The sequence below is a fragment of the Herbaspirillum sp. NPDC087042 genome (assembly GCF_044745245.1).
Taxonomy (GTDB): domain Bacteria; phylum Pseudomonadota; class Gammaproteobacteria; order Burkholderiales; family Burkholderiaceae_D; genus Herbaspirillum.
In genome coordinates this window covers 21,125-36,891 of sequence record NZ_JBIUZW010000014.1, presented here as the reverse complement: position 1 = coordinate 36,891, position 15,767 = coordinate 21,125, and the positions used below count along the sequence as shown (strand labels likewise).

Annotated in this window: 12 protein-coding genes; 3 read left to right on the top strand and 9 right to left on the bottom strand. The window is 66.3% G+C overall.

Features of this window, described 5'->3' with window-relative positions:
* Nucleotides 1-12 precede the first annotated feature (12 nt).
* The 4 genes from ACIPHN_RS18535 to ACIPHN_RS18520 form a co-directional block, all read right to left on the bottom strand.
* The gene (locus ACIPHN_RS18535) at nt 13-843 is read right to left on the bottom strand and encodes a hypothetical protein (protein ID WP_400438393.1); all 831 of its coding nucleotides are present in this window, start codon (nt 841-843) and stop codon (nt 13-15) included.
* A 144-nt stretch (nt 844-987) separates the two neighbouring features.
* Nucleotides 988-2,472: an efflux transporter outer membrane subunit gene (locus tag ACIPHN_RS18530; RefSeq protein ID WP_400438391.1), complete on the bottom strand. Its 1,485-nt coding sequence runs from the start codon at nt 2,470-2,472 to the stop codon at nt 988-990.
* Nucleotides 2,472-5,615: an efflux RND transporter permease subunit gene (locus ACIPHN_RS18525; protein ID WP_400438389.1), complete on the bottom strand. Its 3,144-nt coding sequence runs from the start codon at nt 5,613-5,615 to the stop codon at nt 2,472-2,474. Before ACIPHN_RS18525 ends, ACIPHN_RS18530 begins: the two co-directional genes overlap by 1 nt.
* Nucleotides 5,612-6,742 (bottom strand): efflux RND transporter periplasmic adaptor subunit, encoded by a 1,131-nt coding sequence (locus ACIPHN_RS18520; protein ID WP_400438387.1) that lies wholly within the window; start codon nt 6,740-6,742, stop codon nt 5,612-5,614. The genes ACIPHN_RS18525 and ACIPHN_RS18520 overlap by 4 nt, the downstream gene beginning before the upstream one ends.
* Nucleotides 6,743-6,887: 145 nt before the next feature.
* Between ACIPHN_RS18520 and ACIPHN_RS18515 the strand changes: the two genes are divergently transcribed.
* Nucleotides 6,888-7,592 carry a TetR/AcrR family transcriptional regulator gene (locus ACIPHN_RS18515; RefSeq protein WP_400438385.1) on the top strand — a complete coding sequence of 235 codons (705 nt, stop codon included), beginning with the start codon at nt 6,888-6,890 and terminating at the stop codon, nt 7,590-7,592.
* A gap of 15 nt (nt 7,593-7,607) precedes the next feature.
* On the opposite strand, the gene ACIPHN_RS18510 is transcribed toward ACIPHN_RS18515, so the two are convergent.
* The 4 genes from ACIPHN_RS18510 to ACIPHN_RS18495 form a co-directional block, all read right to left on the bottom strand.
* Nucleotides 7,608-8,660, bottom strand: a complete 1,053-nt coding sequence (locus tag ACIPHN_RS18510) for an alpha/beta fold hydrolase (RefSeq protein WP_400438712.1) — start codon at nt 8,658-8,660, stop codon at nt 7,608-7,610.
* 120 nt (nt 8,661-8,780) lie between these two features.
* On the bottom strand, nt 8,781-9,965 hold the full coding sequence (locus ACIPHN_RS18505) for an acetate/propionate family kinase (protein WP_400438383.1): 1,185 nt from the start codon (nt 9,963-9,965) through the stop codon (nt 8,781-8,783).
* Complete coding sequence (locus ACIPHN_RS18500; protein WP_400438381.1) at nt 9,962-10,921, bottom strand: bifunctional enoyl-CoA hydratase/phosphate acetyltransferase; 960 nt, start codon at nt 10,919-10,921, stop codon at nt 9,962-9,964. The genes ACIPHN_RS18505 and ACIPHN_RS18500 overlap by 4 nt, the downstream gene beginning before the upstream one ends.
* Before the next feature lie 185 nt (nt 10,922-11,106).
* Nucleotides 11,107-13,119: a putative bifunctional diguanylate cyclase/phosphodiesterase gene (locus ACIPHN_RS18495; RefSeq protein ID WP_400438379.1), complete on the bottom strand. Its 2,013-nt coding sequence runs from the start codon at nt 13,117-13,119 to the stop codon at nt 11,107-11,109.
* A gap of 223 nt (nt 13,120-13,342) precedes the next feature.
* On the opposite strand from ACIPHN_RS18495, the gene ACIPHN_RS18490 reads away from it, so the two are divergent.
* Nucleotides 13,343-13,534 (top strand): hypothetical protein, encoded by a 192-nt coding sequence (locus tag ACIPHN_RS18490; protein ID WP_400438377.1) that lies wholly within the window; start codon nt 13,343-13,345, stop codon nt 13,532-13,534.
* A 131-nt stretch (nt 13,535-13,665) separates the two neighbouring features.
* Nucleotides 13,666-14,832 carry a GGDEF domain-containing protein gene (locus tag ACIPHN_RS18485; protein ID WP_400438375.1) on the top strand — a complete coding sequence of 389 codons (1,167 nt, stop codon included), beginning with the start codon at nt 13,666-13,668 and terminating at the stop codon, nt 14,830-14,832.
* Here ACIPHN_RS18485 and ACIPHN_RS18480 read toward each other — a convergent pair.
* Complete coding sequence (locus ACIPHN_RS18480; protein ID WP_400438373.1) at nt 14,829-15,764, bottom strand: LysR substrate-binding domain-containing protein; 936 nt, start codon at nt 15,762-15,764, stop codon at nt 14,829-14,831. The two genes, ACIPHN_RS18485 and ACIPHN_RS18480, sit on opposite strands and share 4 nt — an antisense overlap.
* Between the last annotated feature and the right edge of the window lie 3 nt (nt 15,765-15,767).

Genomic DNA, 15,767 nt, shown 5'->3' with positions numbered 1-15,767 from the left:
GCCTGGACGCGCCTACTTCGCTGCCACTTCGGCGCTGGCCGGCGCCTTCTGGGCCTGCGGCTCGACATCGGTCAAGACCATCACCAGCGTGCAGGTGCGCGTGCTTTGCCCGGTCTTGGCCAGCATGTCACCGTTGCCGGAGTAGATCCGGCCGTTGCGGGTAAATTGCCCGTCGAACTTGTAGGTCCAGCTGCCCAGCGGAGCTTGCAGGCGATAGCCCACGCCATCGAGCACCAACTGCCTGTCGCGCACGACACCGGAGAGCACTTCTTCGGCGACCTTGTTCTTGCGATGCAGGGTGACCCGGTCGCCATTGACCTCGGCGATGAAACTCACGTGAAATGGCTTGGAGTCGTTGAAGTAGCGATTGACGCCGCACGACATCATGGCGCGCCAGCGGCTGCGGTCTTCCGGCCGGACAGCGGCTGGCTGGTAGTTCTGGCCGCTGGTGGCGGCGGACCGGGCCTGCTCAAGCCGGACGGTCACCGCGCCGGGGTAGTCGAAACCCGCGCCGCTGTTGCGGTCCACCGCATAACCGATGATGCCGCCCAACAACAGGTTGCCCCAGACATTGGTGTTGGCCTTGGAGACCACGGTCTCGAATCCGGCCAGGTCATCGCGGGCGCATTCCACCAGCAGGTCGCCGGTACTCTTCTTGATGATGACGCTGCCGGGGCTCTTGACGAACCACTTGCCGGCATCGTTGGAGAGCGTGCAGCTGGCCCCGGAGATGATCTCGCTGCCTTGCGTGGTCTGCACCGACACGGGTTGCTGATGCGTTCCGGTAATGGAGGCGCAGCCTCCCAGCAGGAGTGCCGTCAGGCACGCCGACATCTTCAACATGGATTTCCCCCGAACTGGATTGGTGATTGGTACTTGTACTTGTTGCCAGCTGTTTGTCAGGAATATATCCGAGCAACGTAAGGATTGACTGACAAAAAGCTGACAACATCAACAAACACCAGATTTCGACGGAAATGATGCGTGCTAGGGCGTAGCGCCTGCCTGCGCGGGTGCCGCCTCCATGCCCACCCCCATGGCCTGGAAGAGGGTTGCGGTATTGCTCATGCGGCTGGCGGTGGCGCGGATCTCACCCAGGCGGGCATTGAGATACTGGCGCTCGCCGGCGCGCTCGGCGCTGGCCGCATAGGCCCCCAGGCGCGCGCGCTTCTGCGCATTGCGCCAGCCCTGCTCGCTGGCCTGACGCGCCGCTGCCGCGGCCTGCAAGGCATCGGCATCATGGCCCAGGGCCACCAGGCTATCGGCCACGTTCTGGAAGGCATTCAACACGGTCTGGCGATAATTGGCCTCGGAGGCGAGATAGGCTTCCTTGGCCGCCTCCCTGCGCGAGCGCAAGGCGCCACCATGGAAGAGCGGTTGCGTCAGCGAGGCACCCAGTCCCCATACCGCCCCCGCGCCACCGGTGGCCTTGGCCCAGGTAAAGCCGGACTGGCCAAACGATGCGCTGATGGACAGGCTGGGGAACATCTCGGCCGTGGCCACGGCTTCCTGGGCCGCCGCTACCTTCAGCGCCGCATCGGCGGCGAGGATGTCGGGACGCTGGCGCAGCAACTCCGAAGGCACCGACAGGGGCACTTCCGGGGGCAGGTGCAGGGCGTCGATGTCGAGATCGACCGGGGCCTGGTCGGGCGTGCGCCCCATCAGTACCGCCAGTGCATGGCGCGCCCCCAGCCACTGCGCCTGCAGGCCCGGCAGCGTGGCGCGCAGGGATTGCGCGGAGGCGCGAGCGGCCAGCACGTCATCACCCGATACGGCACCCAGGGTGGCGCGGCGCTCCAGGTCGGCCACATCCCCCTCGGCCAGTGCCACCAGGCGCTCGGTCTGGGCTACCTGGGCATGCAACGAGGCGGCATTGATGGCCGTGATCACCACATTGGCCACCACGGCGCGGCGCGCGGCGTCGAGCTGGTAGGACTGCGCATCGACCTCGGCGGCCAGCGCCGAGTTGGCGTAGCGCTCCACGCCGAACAGGTCGAAGGTATAGCTGGCGCGGATCTGGCCGGCAAAGACGTTGTACAGGTTGGTCGGTGCGCCCAGGTTGGGCAGGCCCAGCGCACGCTGGCGCGAGGCCTGGCCGACCGCATCGATGGTGGGCCAGAGCGACTCGTTGATCTGGGCACGCAGCTGCAGGCGGGCGCTGGCCAGGTTGCGGTCGGCCTGGGCCAGCGAATGGTTGTTGCGCAAGGCTTCCTCGACCCAGGCCGACAGCTGCGGCGAGCCATAGGCCTGCCACCATTGCGGCACGGCACGCTGGCCCAGCACGAACTTCTGGCGCGCCTGCTCGGGACCCAGGGTGGCCGGCGTAGCCTCGGCGGCATAGCCGGCCGGTTGCGGCATGACCGGGGCCTGGCCGCTGGGGCCCAGCGTGCAAGCGCTCAGCGTCAGTGCCGCCAGCGCGGTCATGGCAGCCAGCCATGCCGGTGATTGCGGCTTGAATTGGACATCACGCATCAGTGGCTCCCTTGTGCGGCATCGTCGCGATGATGGGTTTCGTCTGGCTTGACCCGGTAACACAGCGCATACAAGGCCGGCAGGTAGAACAGGGTCAGGATGGTGGCGATGGTGATGCCGCCCATCAGGGCGGTGGCCATCGGACCGAAGAAGTTGCTGCGCAACAGCGGGATCAGCGCCAGCACGGCGGCGGCGGCGGTCAGCGTGATCGGGCGGAAGCGGCGCACGGTAGCACCGACGATGGCGTCGAAGCGGCCACGACCAGCGGCGATGTCCTGCTCGATCTGGTCCACCAGGATCACCGAGTTGCGCATGATGATGCCCAGCATGGCGATGGTGCCCAGCATGGCGACGAAGCCGAAGGGCTTGTGGAACAGCAGCAGTGCGCCGACCACGCCGATCAGGCCCAGCGGGGCGGTCATCACCACCATCATGGTGCGGCCGAAACTCTGCAACTGCACCATCAGCAGCAACAGCACGGCGATGATCATCAGCGGCAACTGCGCCGAGATCGAGGACTGGGCCTTGGCGTTTTCCTCCACCGGGCCGCCCACATCGATGCGATAGCCCACCGGCAAGCCGGCGCGCAAGGCATTGAGTTTCTCGTTGACGGCATTGGTCACGTCGATGCCTTGCACGCCGGCATGCACATCGGCCAGTACCGTGATGGTGGGCTGACGGTCACGCTCCCAGATCACCCCGTATTCCAGCGTGTTGTGGAACTGGCCGAGGGTGGCCAGCGGCACCGCGCCATTGGCCGTGGGCATGGACAGCGTCGCCAGGCGGGCCGGATCGACACGCTCGGCCTGCGGGGCGCGCAGGTCGACGCTGATGAGCTTGTCGCGCTCGCGGTACTGGGTCACCGTGACGCCGGAGAGCTGCATGGCCAGGAAGTTGGAGATCTGCAGCGAACTCAAACCCAGTTCGCCAGCGCGTTTCTGGTCGATCTCGAAGCTGACCGAACGCTGCGCGGGTTCGTCCCAGTCCAGCTGCACGTTGGTCGCGCGGCTCTCCTTGCGGATCTCGGCGGCCACCTGTTCGGCAATCTCACGCACCTTGGGGATCTGTTCGCCACTGACGCGGAACTGCACCGGGAAGCCCACCGGCGGGCCGTTCTCCAGGCGCGTCAGGCGGGTGCGCAGGCCACTGAACTGGGTGCGCAGCGGTTCTTCCAGCGCACGCGCCAGGGCTTCGCGGTCTTCCACCGACTTGGCGGTGACCACGAATTGCGCAAAGTTGGCACTGGGCAGCTGCTGGTCAAGCGGCAGGTAGAAGCGCGGCGCGCCGGTACCCACGAAGCTGATAACGTGGTCGATCTGCGGGCGGCCCTTGAGGACGGCTTCCATGCGCACGGCTTCGCGCTGGGTCGCCTCGAAGGAAGCGCGCTCGGGCAGGCGCAGGTCGATCAGCAGTTCGGGCCGGTCCGAGCTGGGGAAGAACTGCTGCGGGACCAGGCCGAAGGCCGCCAGCGAACCGATGAAGAGCAGCGTGGTGGCGATCACCACGCGCCCACGGAAGGCCACGCACCAGGCCACCGTACGTCGCAGCAGCTTGTAGATGCGGGTCTGGTAGATGGGATGGTCGTGGTCTTCCTCGTCGTGGCCGGCATGCGGATTGGCGGCGAGCTGCTCGTCGGTGAGCGCATCCGGCTTTTCCTTGAGCAGGTGATAGCCCAGCAGCGGGATCAACACCACCGCCGCCAGCCAGGACAGCAGCAGCGCAATGGCCGAGACCTCGAAGATGGAGCGCGTGTATTCGCCGGTACCGGACTTGGCCAGGGCGATCGGCAGGAAGCCGGCCACCGTCACCAGGGTGCCGGTCAGCATCGGGAAGGCCGTGCTGGTATAGGCGAAGGCGGCGGCGCGACGGCGGTTCCAGCCCTGCTCCAGCTTCACCGCCATCATCTCGACGGCAATGATGGCGTCGTCCACCAGCAAGCCCAACGCCAGCACCAGCGTGCCCAGCGAGACCTTGTGCAGGCCGATGTCGAACACGTACATGAACAGCGAGGTCACCGCCAATACGATGGGAATCGAGATCACCACCACCATGCCGGTGCGGATGCCCAGCGATACCAGGCTGACCACCAGCACGATGGCCACTGCTTCGGCGACGGCTTCGAGGAAGTCATCCACCGACTTCTCCACGGCGTGCGGCATGCTGGAGACCGCCGTCAGCGTCAGACCCGCCGGCAGGCGCTTGCGCAGTTCTTCGGTACGTTCATCGAGGGCGTTGCCCAGGCGGATCACGTCACCGCCCGGTTGCATGGTCACGCCGATGCCCAGCACAGGCTGGCCGTTGAAGCGCATGGATTGCTCTTGCGGTTCATCGTAGCCACGGGAGATGGTGGCGATATCACCCAGGCGGAAATTGCGGTTGTTGATGTGGATGATCTTGTCTTCGATAGCCCGCAGGTTCTCGAACTGCCCGGTGGGCCGCACATAGACGCGATCGCTGCTGGTGGTGATGAGGCCGCCCGGCACCACGCCATTCTGGCCGCCGATGGCATCGGCCAGCTGTTGCGGGCTGATGCCCAGGCTGGTCATGCGGGCATTGCCGATGTCGATGTAGATGTGTTCCTCGCGGTCACCGAAGTAGTCGATCTTGGCCACGCCCGGCACATGCAGCAGTTCGCCGCGCAACTGGTCGGCGTAGTCGTGCAGTTGCGCCGGTGTGAAGCCGTCTCCGGAGAGTGCGTAGATGTTGGTATAGACGTCGCCGAATTCATCGTTGAAATACGGTCCCTTGACGCCCTGCGGCAAGTGGGCGGCCATATCGCCGACCTTCTTGCGCACCTGGTACCAGGTCTGCGGCACCTGCGCGGCCGGGGCCGTGTCCTTGATGGTGAAGAACAGCTGCGATTGTCCCGCGCGCGAATAGCTGCGCAGGAAGTCCACGTCCGGCGTCTCCTGCAGCTTGCGGGCGATGCGGTCGGTGATCTGCTCCTGCACCTGGCGCGCGGTGGCGCCCGGCCAGTCGGTCTGGATCACCATGACCTTGAAGGTAAAGGGCGGATCCTCGGACTGCGACAGGCGCGAATAGGAACTGATGCCCAGCAGCGTCACCAGCGCCAGGATGAAGGTCACCAGGGCCTGGTGCTGCAGCGTCCAGGACGAGAGGTTGAATCGGCCGGGCGCGCTCATAAGGCGAAGTCCTCGGCATGCAGCGGCGCTACCGGCTTGACCTTCTCGCCGGCGGTCAGGGTATGCACGCCCTGCACCACGACCTTGTCGGTCGCGGCCACGCCCTGGCTGATGCTGATGCTGCGCTCGCCATAGGCCGCCACGGTCACGACACGCAGCTCGAGCTTGCCGTCGGCACCGACGACCCACAGTGCTGGCTTGTCACCCTGGTGGAACAGCGCGGTGGCCGGCAGCAGCATCACCGGTGCGGATTGCGCTGACTGCCCGGGCTGTACCGGCGTGATCACCACGTTGCCGGTCATGCCCAGGCGCAGGGCCGCATCGGCTTGCTCCAGCGTGACCTTGACGCGATAGGTGCGGCTTTGCGGATCGGCCGCCGGGCCGACCTCGCGCACCTTGCCGGTAAAGCTGCGGCCGGGCAAGGCCGACAGCGTCACCGTGGCGGCGGCGCCCGGTGCGATACCGGCGACCTGGCGGTCAGCCACGTCGGTGACCACATCGACCGCCCCCGACCAGGCCAGCGAGAAGACCGGCTGGCCGGCCGCGAGCACGTCGCCGGTATTGGCCTGTTCGGCGCTGATGACGCCATCATGCTGCGCCACCAGCGTGGTGTAATCGCGCTGGTTGCCGGCCACGGCGGCTCGCGCCTGGGCGGCCTTGAACTGCGCCTGCGCGGCGGCATGCGCATCCTGGCTCTGCTCCAGCTGCTGGGCGCTGACCAGGTGTTCGCGGGCTTGTTCGGTATCGCGCTGCAACTGCTTCTGCGCGGCCTTCAGATGCTGACGCGCCGCTTCCAGATCGGCACGGGCGGAGGCGGCATTCTGCTCGGCATCGGCCGGATCGAGACGGGCCACCACCTGTCCACGGCGCACCGCATCCCCCAGGTGCACGCGGCGCTCCACCAGCTGGCCGGCGATGCGGAAGGACATCGCCGTCACGTAACGCGACTGCACCTCGGCCGGCAGCTGCAGCGGCAGCGCGCCGGCGCGTGACTGCGCCTGCAGGACCACCACTTCGCGCGGCGCATCGGCCACCGGTGCGGGCTTGCTGCAGGCGGCCAGGGCCAGGCTGAGCGCGAGCAGGGGGATGGCCCGGCTGCGCAGACGGGGATGGGAGACAGGCTTCACGGCTTTCCTTTCAGGAAGGTGGGTCGCATCGGCGGACGTTCCACATCCTCGATGAGCATCTTTGCAAGAGTTCAGGGATTCTAATCCATACATGAATTCAGATGCAACACTGTATTTGAATACAACGGTGTTAGAATATTGCCCCATGACACGCCAACGACTCAGCCGCGAGCAAAGCCGGGAGCAGACCAGGGAAAGGCTGCTGGCGGCGGCGCACGCCGTGTTCATGCAAAAGGGATATGCGCTGGCCAGCGTGGAAGACATTAGCACAGCAGCTGGCTATTCACGGGGTGCGTTTTACTCAAACTTCGATGACAAGACCCAGCTTTTCTTCGAACTGCTGCGCAGCGAGGGCGAGGGCATCGACCGCGAGTTCCAGCGCATCCTGGGCGGATCGGCGACCGATGCCGCCAGCTTGCAGGAGGCACTGGCGGACCAGTATTCGCGTCTGTACCAGGACGACAAATGCAGCCTGCTGTGGATGGAAGCACGCATCGTGGCCTTGCGCGACGAGAAATTCCGCGTGCAGTTCGACGGTTTCCTGGAAGAACGCTATCGCCAGATCACCCACTTCGTCGAAGCCTATTGCCACCTGACCGGCACGCCCCCGGCCGCGCCACCGCGCGAGATCGCCATCGGCCTGATGGCCCTGTGCGAGGGGGTCAGCTTTTCCTATCGCTGCGTGCCGCACATCGTCGACGGCAAGACCGCCGAATCGGTGCTGGCGTGGTTCCTGAAGGCTTCCATTGCGGTACCAGCGCCGACGCCGGCACCCGCACCGGCCGTGGCCTCCCCTAGCGCCAGACCGGCGACGCGCAAACCCGCCGCCGGCAGCAAGAAGAACGACTGAACCCGGCCGCCCCGCTCAGGGCGCCACCAGCCAGCGCGCAATCTCCGGCCAGACATCGGCCAGCGTACGCCCCCCCATGAACAAGCCGATATGCCCGCCCGGCACCACCCGCTGGGTGATCTGCGCCGCCGGCGTGCCCACCAGGCGGGCCGCATTGAGCACCTGCTCGGGGGTGGTGATGTCATCACGCTCGCCGGCCAGCAGATAGAGCGGGCAGCTGATGTCCTTGAGGTCGAGGATCTTGCCCAGGGCCTGATACTTGCCCCTGGCCAACAGGTTGTCCTTGAAGATGTTGCGGATGGCCTGGAGATACCAGCGCCCCGGCAGGTCGATGGGGGTCTCGTACCAGGCTGCGAAGGTCTCGCGCTTGGCCACGTAGATAGGGTCGTCGATGTGCTGGAACAGGTCCACGTGCTCGGTGAAGTAGTGCTCGTCCGGGTGCATGTTCTTCCAGCCCTGCAGCATGAAACTGCCGCGCATCAGGCCGCCCCCGGTACGCACCAGGTCTTCGTAGAAACTCAATGGCGTGCGGTCCACCATCTGCTTCAAGGGGCCATCACCGGCACCGGCATCGATGGGTGAGCCCGCCAGCACCAGCCGCGCCACCTTGTCGGGGAAGCGCGCGGCCATCATCGCCGAGATCCAGCCCCCCTGGCACAGGCCCACCAGATTGACCAGGCCACCGAGCTCATCGATGACCACGCACAGGTCGGCCAGGTAGTTGTCGATCTCCAGGTCCCTCATGTCCTCGGTGGCGCTGTGCCAGTCGGTCAGCAGCACATGGGCCACGCCATTGGCCAGCAGTGTCTCCACCAGGCTCTGGCCGGCGTAGTAGTCGGCGATCACCGAGGTGTGGCCGGCATAGGGTGCCACCACCAGCGTGGGGATGCCGCCATCGGCGCGGCCATATTCGCGCAGGGTCAGCGTGCGCAGCTTGATGCGCTCGGTGTTGCGGGTCGCCATCCTGGGATGGTGGATGGCATGCAGCCGGGCTTCTTCTTCCAGGAAGCGCAGGTTCTTGTCCACCAGCTGCTGGCCCTGCTTGAAGGCTTCGGCGGCCAGCGCCATGGGCCAGAACAGGGGAACGGCACTGGGCATGCGCGCACTGTCGTGCTGGGTATGTTGGGTGTGCTGAGTATGCTGGGTGTGGCTGGTGCTGGTCATGGTCATTTTCCTGTGTGGGAAGAACTAGGTCGTCGGCAAGGCCGCGACGAGTCGGGCCGCGTCGTCGGCGATGACCTGCTCTTCGTTGGTGGCGATCACCAGCACGCGGATGCGGCTGTCGTCGCTGCTGATGCATTCGGCATGGCGCGCATTGGCCTGCTCGTCCAGACGCACGCCAAGCCAGTCGAGCCGGCGGCAGATGGCCGTGCGCATATGGGCGTCGTGCTCGCCGATGCCGGCGGTAAACACCAGGGCATCGATGCCGCCCAGTGTCGTGGCCAGGCGCGTGGCTTCGCCGGCACAGCGCAGCGCGAACAGTTCCAGCGCCTCGCGGGCGGCCGGCTCGCTGCTCTGCTGCAGCGTACGCACATCGGCGCTGATGCCGGAGACGCCCAGGAGGCCGCTGCGGTGGTAGAGCAGGTCTTCCAGATCGTCCAGCGACATGCCCTGGCGCAGCAGGTAGAGCAGCACGCCCGCATCGAGCGCACCGCAGCGCGTACCCATGGGAACGCCTTCCAGTGTCGAAAAGCCGGTACTGGCGTCGACGCTGCGACCGTTCTGCAGGGCGCACAGGCTGGCGCCATTGCCCAGGTGGGCGACGATCACGTTGCCGTGCGCCTCGGGCAGCGCACGCCGGCGCAGTTCGGCGGCGATGTAGCTGTAGGAGATGCCATGGAAGCCATAACGCACCACGCCCTCGTCGTGCAAGGCGCGCGGCAGTGCAAAGCGGCGCGCCAGGGCATCCTGGCTGGCATGGAAGGCGGTGTCGAAGGTGGCGGTCTGCGGCAGGCCCGGTCGCAGGCGCGCGATGGCGCGGATCAGGCGCAAGTTCTGCGGCTGGTGCAGCGGCGCCAGTGGAGCCAGGGCCTCCAGCTCATCCTCGATGTGCGCATCCAGCAGCATTGCCTCGGCCAGGTGCAGGCCGCCATGCACGACGCGATGGCCAACGGCGCACAGGGCGCCCTGCTCGTGACCGACTTCGAGCTGGTGCAGGACCTGCTCCAGCACCCGCTCCATGGAAGCGGCCGGATCGGCGTCGATGGAGATCGACGAACTTTTGCCTTCGATCTCCAGGCGCAGCTTCAGCGGCGTGAGATGGAGGTCGAGCTGCCCCTGGCCGATCCGGCTGGCGCGCGCGCCATCGAGGCGGAACACCCCCAGCTTGATCGAGGAGGAGCCGGCATTGAAGGTCAGCAGCCAGCGGTTCATGCGTCCTCCTTGCCGAGCGCCTGCACACCGCCGCGCGCGGCCACCAGACGGGCCAGCGCGGACGACGCCAGGCGCACGCGCAGGCTGTCGGCGCGGCTGGTGAGGATGATGGGCACGCGCGCCCCCAGCACCAGGCCGGCGGCATCGGCCTGCGACAGGTAGATCAATTGCTTGGCCAGCATGTTGCCGGCTTCCAGGTCAGGGACCAGCAGGATATCGGCACTGCCGGCCACCGGTGAGACGATGCCCTTGATGCTGGCTGCCTCCAGGCTGATGGCATTGTCGAAGGCCAGGGGGCCATCGACCAGGCCGCCGGTGATCTGGTGACGTGTGGCCATGACGGTCAGCGCCGCCGCATCGAGCGTGGAGGGCATGGCCGGATTGACCGTCTCCACCGCCGCCAGCACCGCCACATGCGGACGCGGCACGCCCATCACGTGCAGCAGGTCGATGGCGTTCTGGCAGATGTCGCGCTTTTGCGCCAGGTTGGGGGCGATATTGATGGCCGCGTCGGTGATGATGAGCGGCTTGGGATAGGCCGGGAGAGACATGGCATAGACATGGCTGATGCGCCGCTCGGTGCGCAGGCCGGAACCGGAGCTGACCACCGCGCCCAGCAGTTCGTCGGTGTGCAGGCTGCCCTTCATGAGCGCGCCGACCTGGCCTGCGACGGCCAGCTCGACCGCGCGGGCAGCGGCGGCATGGCTGTGCTCGACCGGCTCGATGGGCAAGCCCTGCAGGGACAGCCCGGCCTGATCGGCGATACGGCGGATCTTCGCTTCTGGCCCCACCAGCACGGGCTCCAGCAAGCCTTCGTCACGCGCCTCCAGCGCCCCCTGCAACGCCTCTACCGAACATGGATGCACTACCGCCACCCGCATCGGCCGGGCCCCGACGGCGTCCCGGATCAACTGCTCATAACGTGCTGCAGGCGTGGCCTGCACCAATGAATTCATGTCTTCCTCCTGGATGGGCTGGCATGCTCACGCACGCATGCTGTAGTGCAGCATAGCCCCAGGGCAGGGCGAACTCAATTGTCAGGATGACTCTATTTCTTGTTCAAAAAACCAAAAGTTGATCTGCTTCAATCTTGTCAGTCGATGTCACCGGCTTGTCATGATGAACTCGCCCGGTGGACAACTCAGACTTGCGCCATCGCCAGGATCGTCTGGCGTGCCGCGTGGGCCGGCATGGGCTGTGCAAAGTAGTGGCCCTGCATTGCGTGGCATTGCATGGCTTGCAGGGTCTGCAGGTCTTCGGCGCTTTCCACGCCCTCGGCCACCACCTGGAAGCCGAAGGAGTCCGCCAGTTGCAGCACCGCCGACACCAGGGCCTGGTTCTCGGTCTTGTCGGCCAGGCCGGTGACGAAGCTGCGGTCGATCTTCACCCGCGAGACCTGCATCTGGCGCAGGAAGCCCAGCGAGGAATAACCGACGCCGAAGTCATCGATGGCGATGCTCACACCCTGGATGGCCAGCGCCACCAGGGTCTGGGTGGCGGCTTGCAGGTCGATGGCGGTTTCCTCGGTGATCTCGATCTCCAGCATGCGCGCCGGCAGCTGCCGCGCCTTCAGGGTGGAGGCCACCAGCTCTTCGATGACGATGCGCTCCATCTCGCGCGGGGAGATGTTCATCGAGATGCGCAGGTCGCAACGTCCGCTGGCCTGCAGGAACTGGATCATGGCGGCCACCTCGCCCATGATGAAGCGCAGCAGCTCTTCCGAGTGGCCGGCCAGGGCGGCGATCTCGATCAGGTCGGGGGGCGCGATGGCGCCGTGGCGGGGATGGGTCCAGCGCAGCAGCGCCTCGAAACCGTCCAGGGTGCGGCCGTCGTGCTGCACGATGGGCTGGAACCAGACCTCCAGCTCGCCCCTGGCCAGGGCATGGGCCAGGTCGCGTTCGACGTCACGCTTCATCTGCAGATGGGCGTCCAGGTTCTGGTTGAAGACATAGAACTGGTTGCGCCCGCGCCGCTTGGCTTCGTACATGGCGGCGTCCGAGCAGACCAGCATCTCGTTGATATCGTCCCCGCGTGAGAGGTAGATACCCAGGCTCAGGCCGATGTGACGATGCGCCAGCCGCGCAAAGGGTTGCTTGATGGCGGCGATGAGCCGCTGGGCCAACTGCTCCGGCAATTCGGCGCGGGCGTCGAGCGGATAGAGGATCACGAATTCGTCGCCGCCCAGCCGCGCCAGCGTAGCGCCCTCGGGCAGGCCATCCTGCAGCCGCCGCGCCACTTCGATGAGCAACTGGTCGCCGGCCTCGTGGCCGTAGGCATCGTTGATGACCTTGAAGCCATCCAGGTCCAGGAACATCAGGCAGAGCTGGTGCTCCTGGCGCGCCACCACCTGCGCCGCCACCTGCATGAAACCGGCGCGGTCCAGCAGGCCGGTCAGCAGATCGTGCTCGGCCTGGTATTGCATGCGGGTGGCGAACTGGCGCAGGTCCTCGTGGGCCACGGCCAGGGCCTGGTTGGCAGTGGTGGCTTCGTGCTTGAGGGCGCAGGCCCCCAGGAACATGCGTTCGCCGACGCGGGCGCCGCGGATCAGCCCGGCCAGATAGATCACGGCCGTCGCCGCCAGCGCCAGGCGGGTCGGATTGTGATCAAAGGCGAACAGGCAGTAGATCACCGAGAGCAGGGGCGGCGTGATGAAACCGATGGGAATGCGCGAGAAGGCAAAACCGTGAGTGACCGCACCGGCCGTGATGCCGCAGATGCAGGTGAGGTAGAACACGGTTTCCGGCGTGGTGTAGCCCTCGCTCAGCCAGGGCATGCCCGCCCAGGCAATCCCCGACGCCAGGGCCAGGATCCAGTGCAGGCGCAGGTTCAGTTCCACCTCGGCGCCGTCGCGGCCGGCCGCGCCGCGTGCATGCATCCACGGCACCAGCTGCGCCACGCGCTGCGGCGAGAGGCGGCACAGGGGAATGCGCACCAGATTGATCAGCGTGGCGCAGGCCAGCCAGGAGAGCGCGATCCCTAGCCTGCCGGAACGCCAGGCCACGAAGGTCGAAATCAGGCTCAGCACGAAGGCCACCGGTATCGACAGCATCACCGTGTGGCGTGCCGCCGTCAGCTGGTCGGCACGGATCAGTTGCCGTAGCGAAATACGGGAAACCTCATCAATGGCGCCCGCTTGTGTCTTGAATGCGTTCAAATCCCGTCCCGTCATACCCGTCTACGCTGCGCGCCGAGCGGCGCAGCAGAACCAGCACGACATCCCGCCTGCCGGGATGTACGACCTGTTGCTCGTATTATCCAACGAATGAGAAGAATTCCTATCAAATCAATGTACGCATTGCGATGTATCAAGGAGTTGTTGGCGTGAAAGAGACAAGCTGCGAATGTAAAAAACCCGTCGCAACGCAAGGATAGTCATCATGAGCCAAGACAATGGAAGCTGGTTATCAGCCGAACAGGCCGTCATGCCCGATGGCAGCGAACGCCACAACCTGCCGCTGGTGAAGAAGAAACTGCCGCAGTTCTCGCCCGAGCAGGCCGCCCACGCAGAACCCATACCGGAGGCCCCAGAGCGCCCCGCCACCTCCCCTGCCACGCCGGATCAGGGCTGAATCCCTTCCTGCTGAGGTAACAAACGCAGCAAAAACGCAGGACAACCGTGCGGAGTTGCCCGGCAACACGGTGCCGGACGCTAAAATAGGGGCGCTTTCCACTGCGCGGCAAATGTGCGCTGCTCCTGTCCATGGCTCTCGATCCCTCCACCATCCTCATCCTCTCCATTGCGCTGGCCACCGCCGCCGCGCTCTATCTGGCCGTGGAATGGGGCAGCGTACGCGAACGTTCGCTGCTGCTGTGGAGCAGCGGATTTGCCATCATCGCCGTCGGCTCCTTCCTGGCCCTGCTGCGCTCGCGCGGCTACCTGGTGGTGGGCATCTGGTTCGCCAATGGCCTGCTCATCGCCGCCCACGGCATGTTCCTGGCCGGCGTGGCGCGCTTCACCGGCACCCGGCTGTCGCGCGCCTGGTGGCTGATCGCGGCGCTCTGGCTGCTGATGTTGTTGCTACCTAACCAAGTCTGGTGGTCGCGGGTGATGCTGGGGACCCAATCGCTGCTGATTGCCTTGATGACGCTGCGCGCCAGCTTCCTGCTGCGTCCGCATGGCGTGTCACTCAGCGTGGGCGCGGTGCAATTGCGCTATGTGTTGCTGCTGCACGGCCTGTTCTACTTCGCCAAGGCAATCTCGGCGGTGACACTGGATGCCCTTCTGGACCTGGCCGCCTTCCGTGGCGTGGTGATCCAGGTGTCGCTGGTGGAGGGGGCCATGGCCATCATGCTGATCGCCCTGTCCATGACCGGCACCGAGCGCCACCGCCGCGAAGAGCGCATCGCACAACTGGCCGCGCGCGATCCGCTGACGGCCCTGCTGAACCGGCGCGCCCTGGACCGGCGCGCCCCCGGCCTGATGGCGCAGGCCAGTCCCGCCAATCCCGGCGCCCTGCTGCTCATCGATATCGACAATTTCAAGCAGGTCAACGACCTGCACGGCCATATCGCCGGCGACAAGCTGCTGGTCGCCCTGAGCGAGATCATCCGCGAGGCCCTGCCACCCGGCGCACTGGCCGCGCGATTGGGCGGCGATGAATTCCTGATCCTGCTGCATGGCCTGGCCATCGACGATCTCCGCCAGCTGGGCGACGGTTTGCGCCAGTCCTTCGCCCAGGTGGCGCACCAGTCCTTCCCCACACCGGATGCGGTGAGCCTGAGCGTGGGCGGCACCCTCTTCGAGGAAGCGCCGGCCGACCTCGCCACCCTGATCGCGCGTGGCGATGCAGCGCTGTACGACTCCAAGCGCGCCGGCCGCAACCGCATGATGATGACGCCGGCCAACGCCGCCAGATCCCCGAGCTAGGCGACCTGGCCCGCCTGCGCCAGCAGCCACTGGCGAAAGCGCAGCACGGGCCGGTCTTCGTAACGTTGATCGGGCGTGAGCAGGTAGTAGTGCCCGGCACTGGGCAAAGGCCCATCGAAGAGTCGGCGCAGCCGATGCCCGGGATCGATGCTGTCGGCCAGGACGGTCGGCGCCAATGCAATCCCCTCCCCCTCCAGCGCCGCCTGCAAGGCCATCGCGTACTGACTGCAGGTGATACCCGGCTGCCCTGCCGCCAGCCGGCCACCCTGCTCATGCAGCCAGTGCGCCCAGGCATCGGGACGCACGGCGGTGTGGATCAGGCAATGCTGGCGCAGGTCCGCCAGGGTGCGCACCGGATGCCGGCGCCACAGGCGCGGATGGCACACGGCCACCAGGGCGTCGGCAAAGAGCGCATCGGCGCGCACGCCCTGCCAGTCCACCGCCATGCGGTTCTTCAGGGGCAGGCCCCGGGGCCGCATGCCCGGCAACGCGCCGACCTGGATCGCCATGTCGATCTGGCCGCCGCTGAAATCGGCAGCCGCCGTGGAGACCACGATGCGCACCTCGATATCCTTGTTCTCGCGCCAGAACAATTCCATGCGCGGCATCAGCCACAAGGCCGCCACTCCCGGCAGCACCGCCACCGTCAGGTGCGCACGCCGACGCCGGCCCTCCAGGCGTTGCCCGGCAGCGCTGATCTGCTCGAAGGCCTGGCTGATCTCGCGATAGTAGAGGGCCCCCTGCGCCGTCAATTCGATGCGCCGGGTCAAGCGCACGAACAGCGCATGGCCCAGGTGCTCCTCCAGCAGACGCACCTGCCGGCTGATCGCACTCTGGGTCACATGCAACTCATTGGCCGCCTCGGTAAAAGAGAGCCGGCGCGCGGTCGCCTCGAAGGCACGCAGGGCGGTCAGTGGAGGGAGCTTGTTCATGGA

Bases quoted from the DNA above. Each gene is read 5' to 3' on its own strand.
- ACIPHN_RS18535 (WP_400438393.1), bottom strand. From the start codon at position 843: ATGTTGAAGATGTCGGCGTGCCTGACGGCACTCCTGCTGGGAGGCTGC.
- ACIPHN_RS18530 (WP_400438391.1), bottom strand. From the start codon at position 2,472: ATGCGTGATGTCCAATTCAAGCCGCAATCACCGGCATGGCTGGCTGCC.
- ACIPHN_RS18525 (WP_400438389.1), bottom strand. From the start codon at position 5,615: ATGAGCGCGCCCGGCCGATTCAACCTCTCGTCCTGGACGCTGCAGCAC.
- ACIPHN_RS18515 (WP_400438385.1), top strand. From the start codon at position 6,888: ATGACACGCCAACGACTCAGCCGCGAGCAAAGCCGGGAGCAGACCAGG.
- ACIPHN_RS18510 (WP_400438712.1), bottom strand. From the start codon at position 8,660: ATGGCGCTGGCCGCCGAAGCCTTCAAGCAGGGCCAGCAGCTGGTGGAC.
- ACIPHN_RS18505 (WP_400438383.1), bottom strand. From the start codon at position 9,965: ATGAACCGCTGGCTGCTGACCTTCAATGCCGGCTCCTCCTCGATCAAG.
- ACIPHN_RS18500 (WP_400438381.1), bottom strand. From the start codon at position 10,921: ATGAATTCATTGGTGCAGGCCACGCCTGCAGCACGTTATGAGCAGTTG.
- ACIPHN_RS18490 (WP_400438377.1), top strand. From the start codon at position 13,343: ATGAGCCAAGACAATGGAAGCTGGTTATCAGCCGAACAGGCCGTCATG.
- ACIPHN_RS18485 (WP_400438375.1), top strand. From the start codon at position 13,666: ATGGCTCTCGATCCCTCCACCATCCTCATCCTCTCCATTGCGCTGGCC.
- ACIPHN_RS18480 (WP_400438373.1), bottom strand. From the start codon at position 15,764: ATGAACAAGCTCCCTCCACTGACCGCCCTGCGTGCCTTCGAGGCGACC.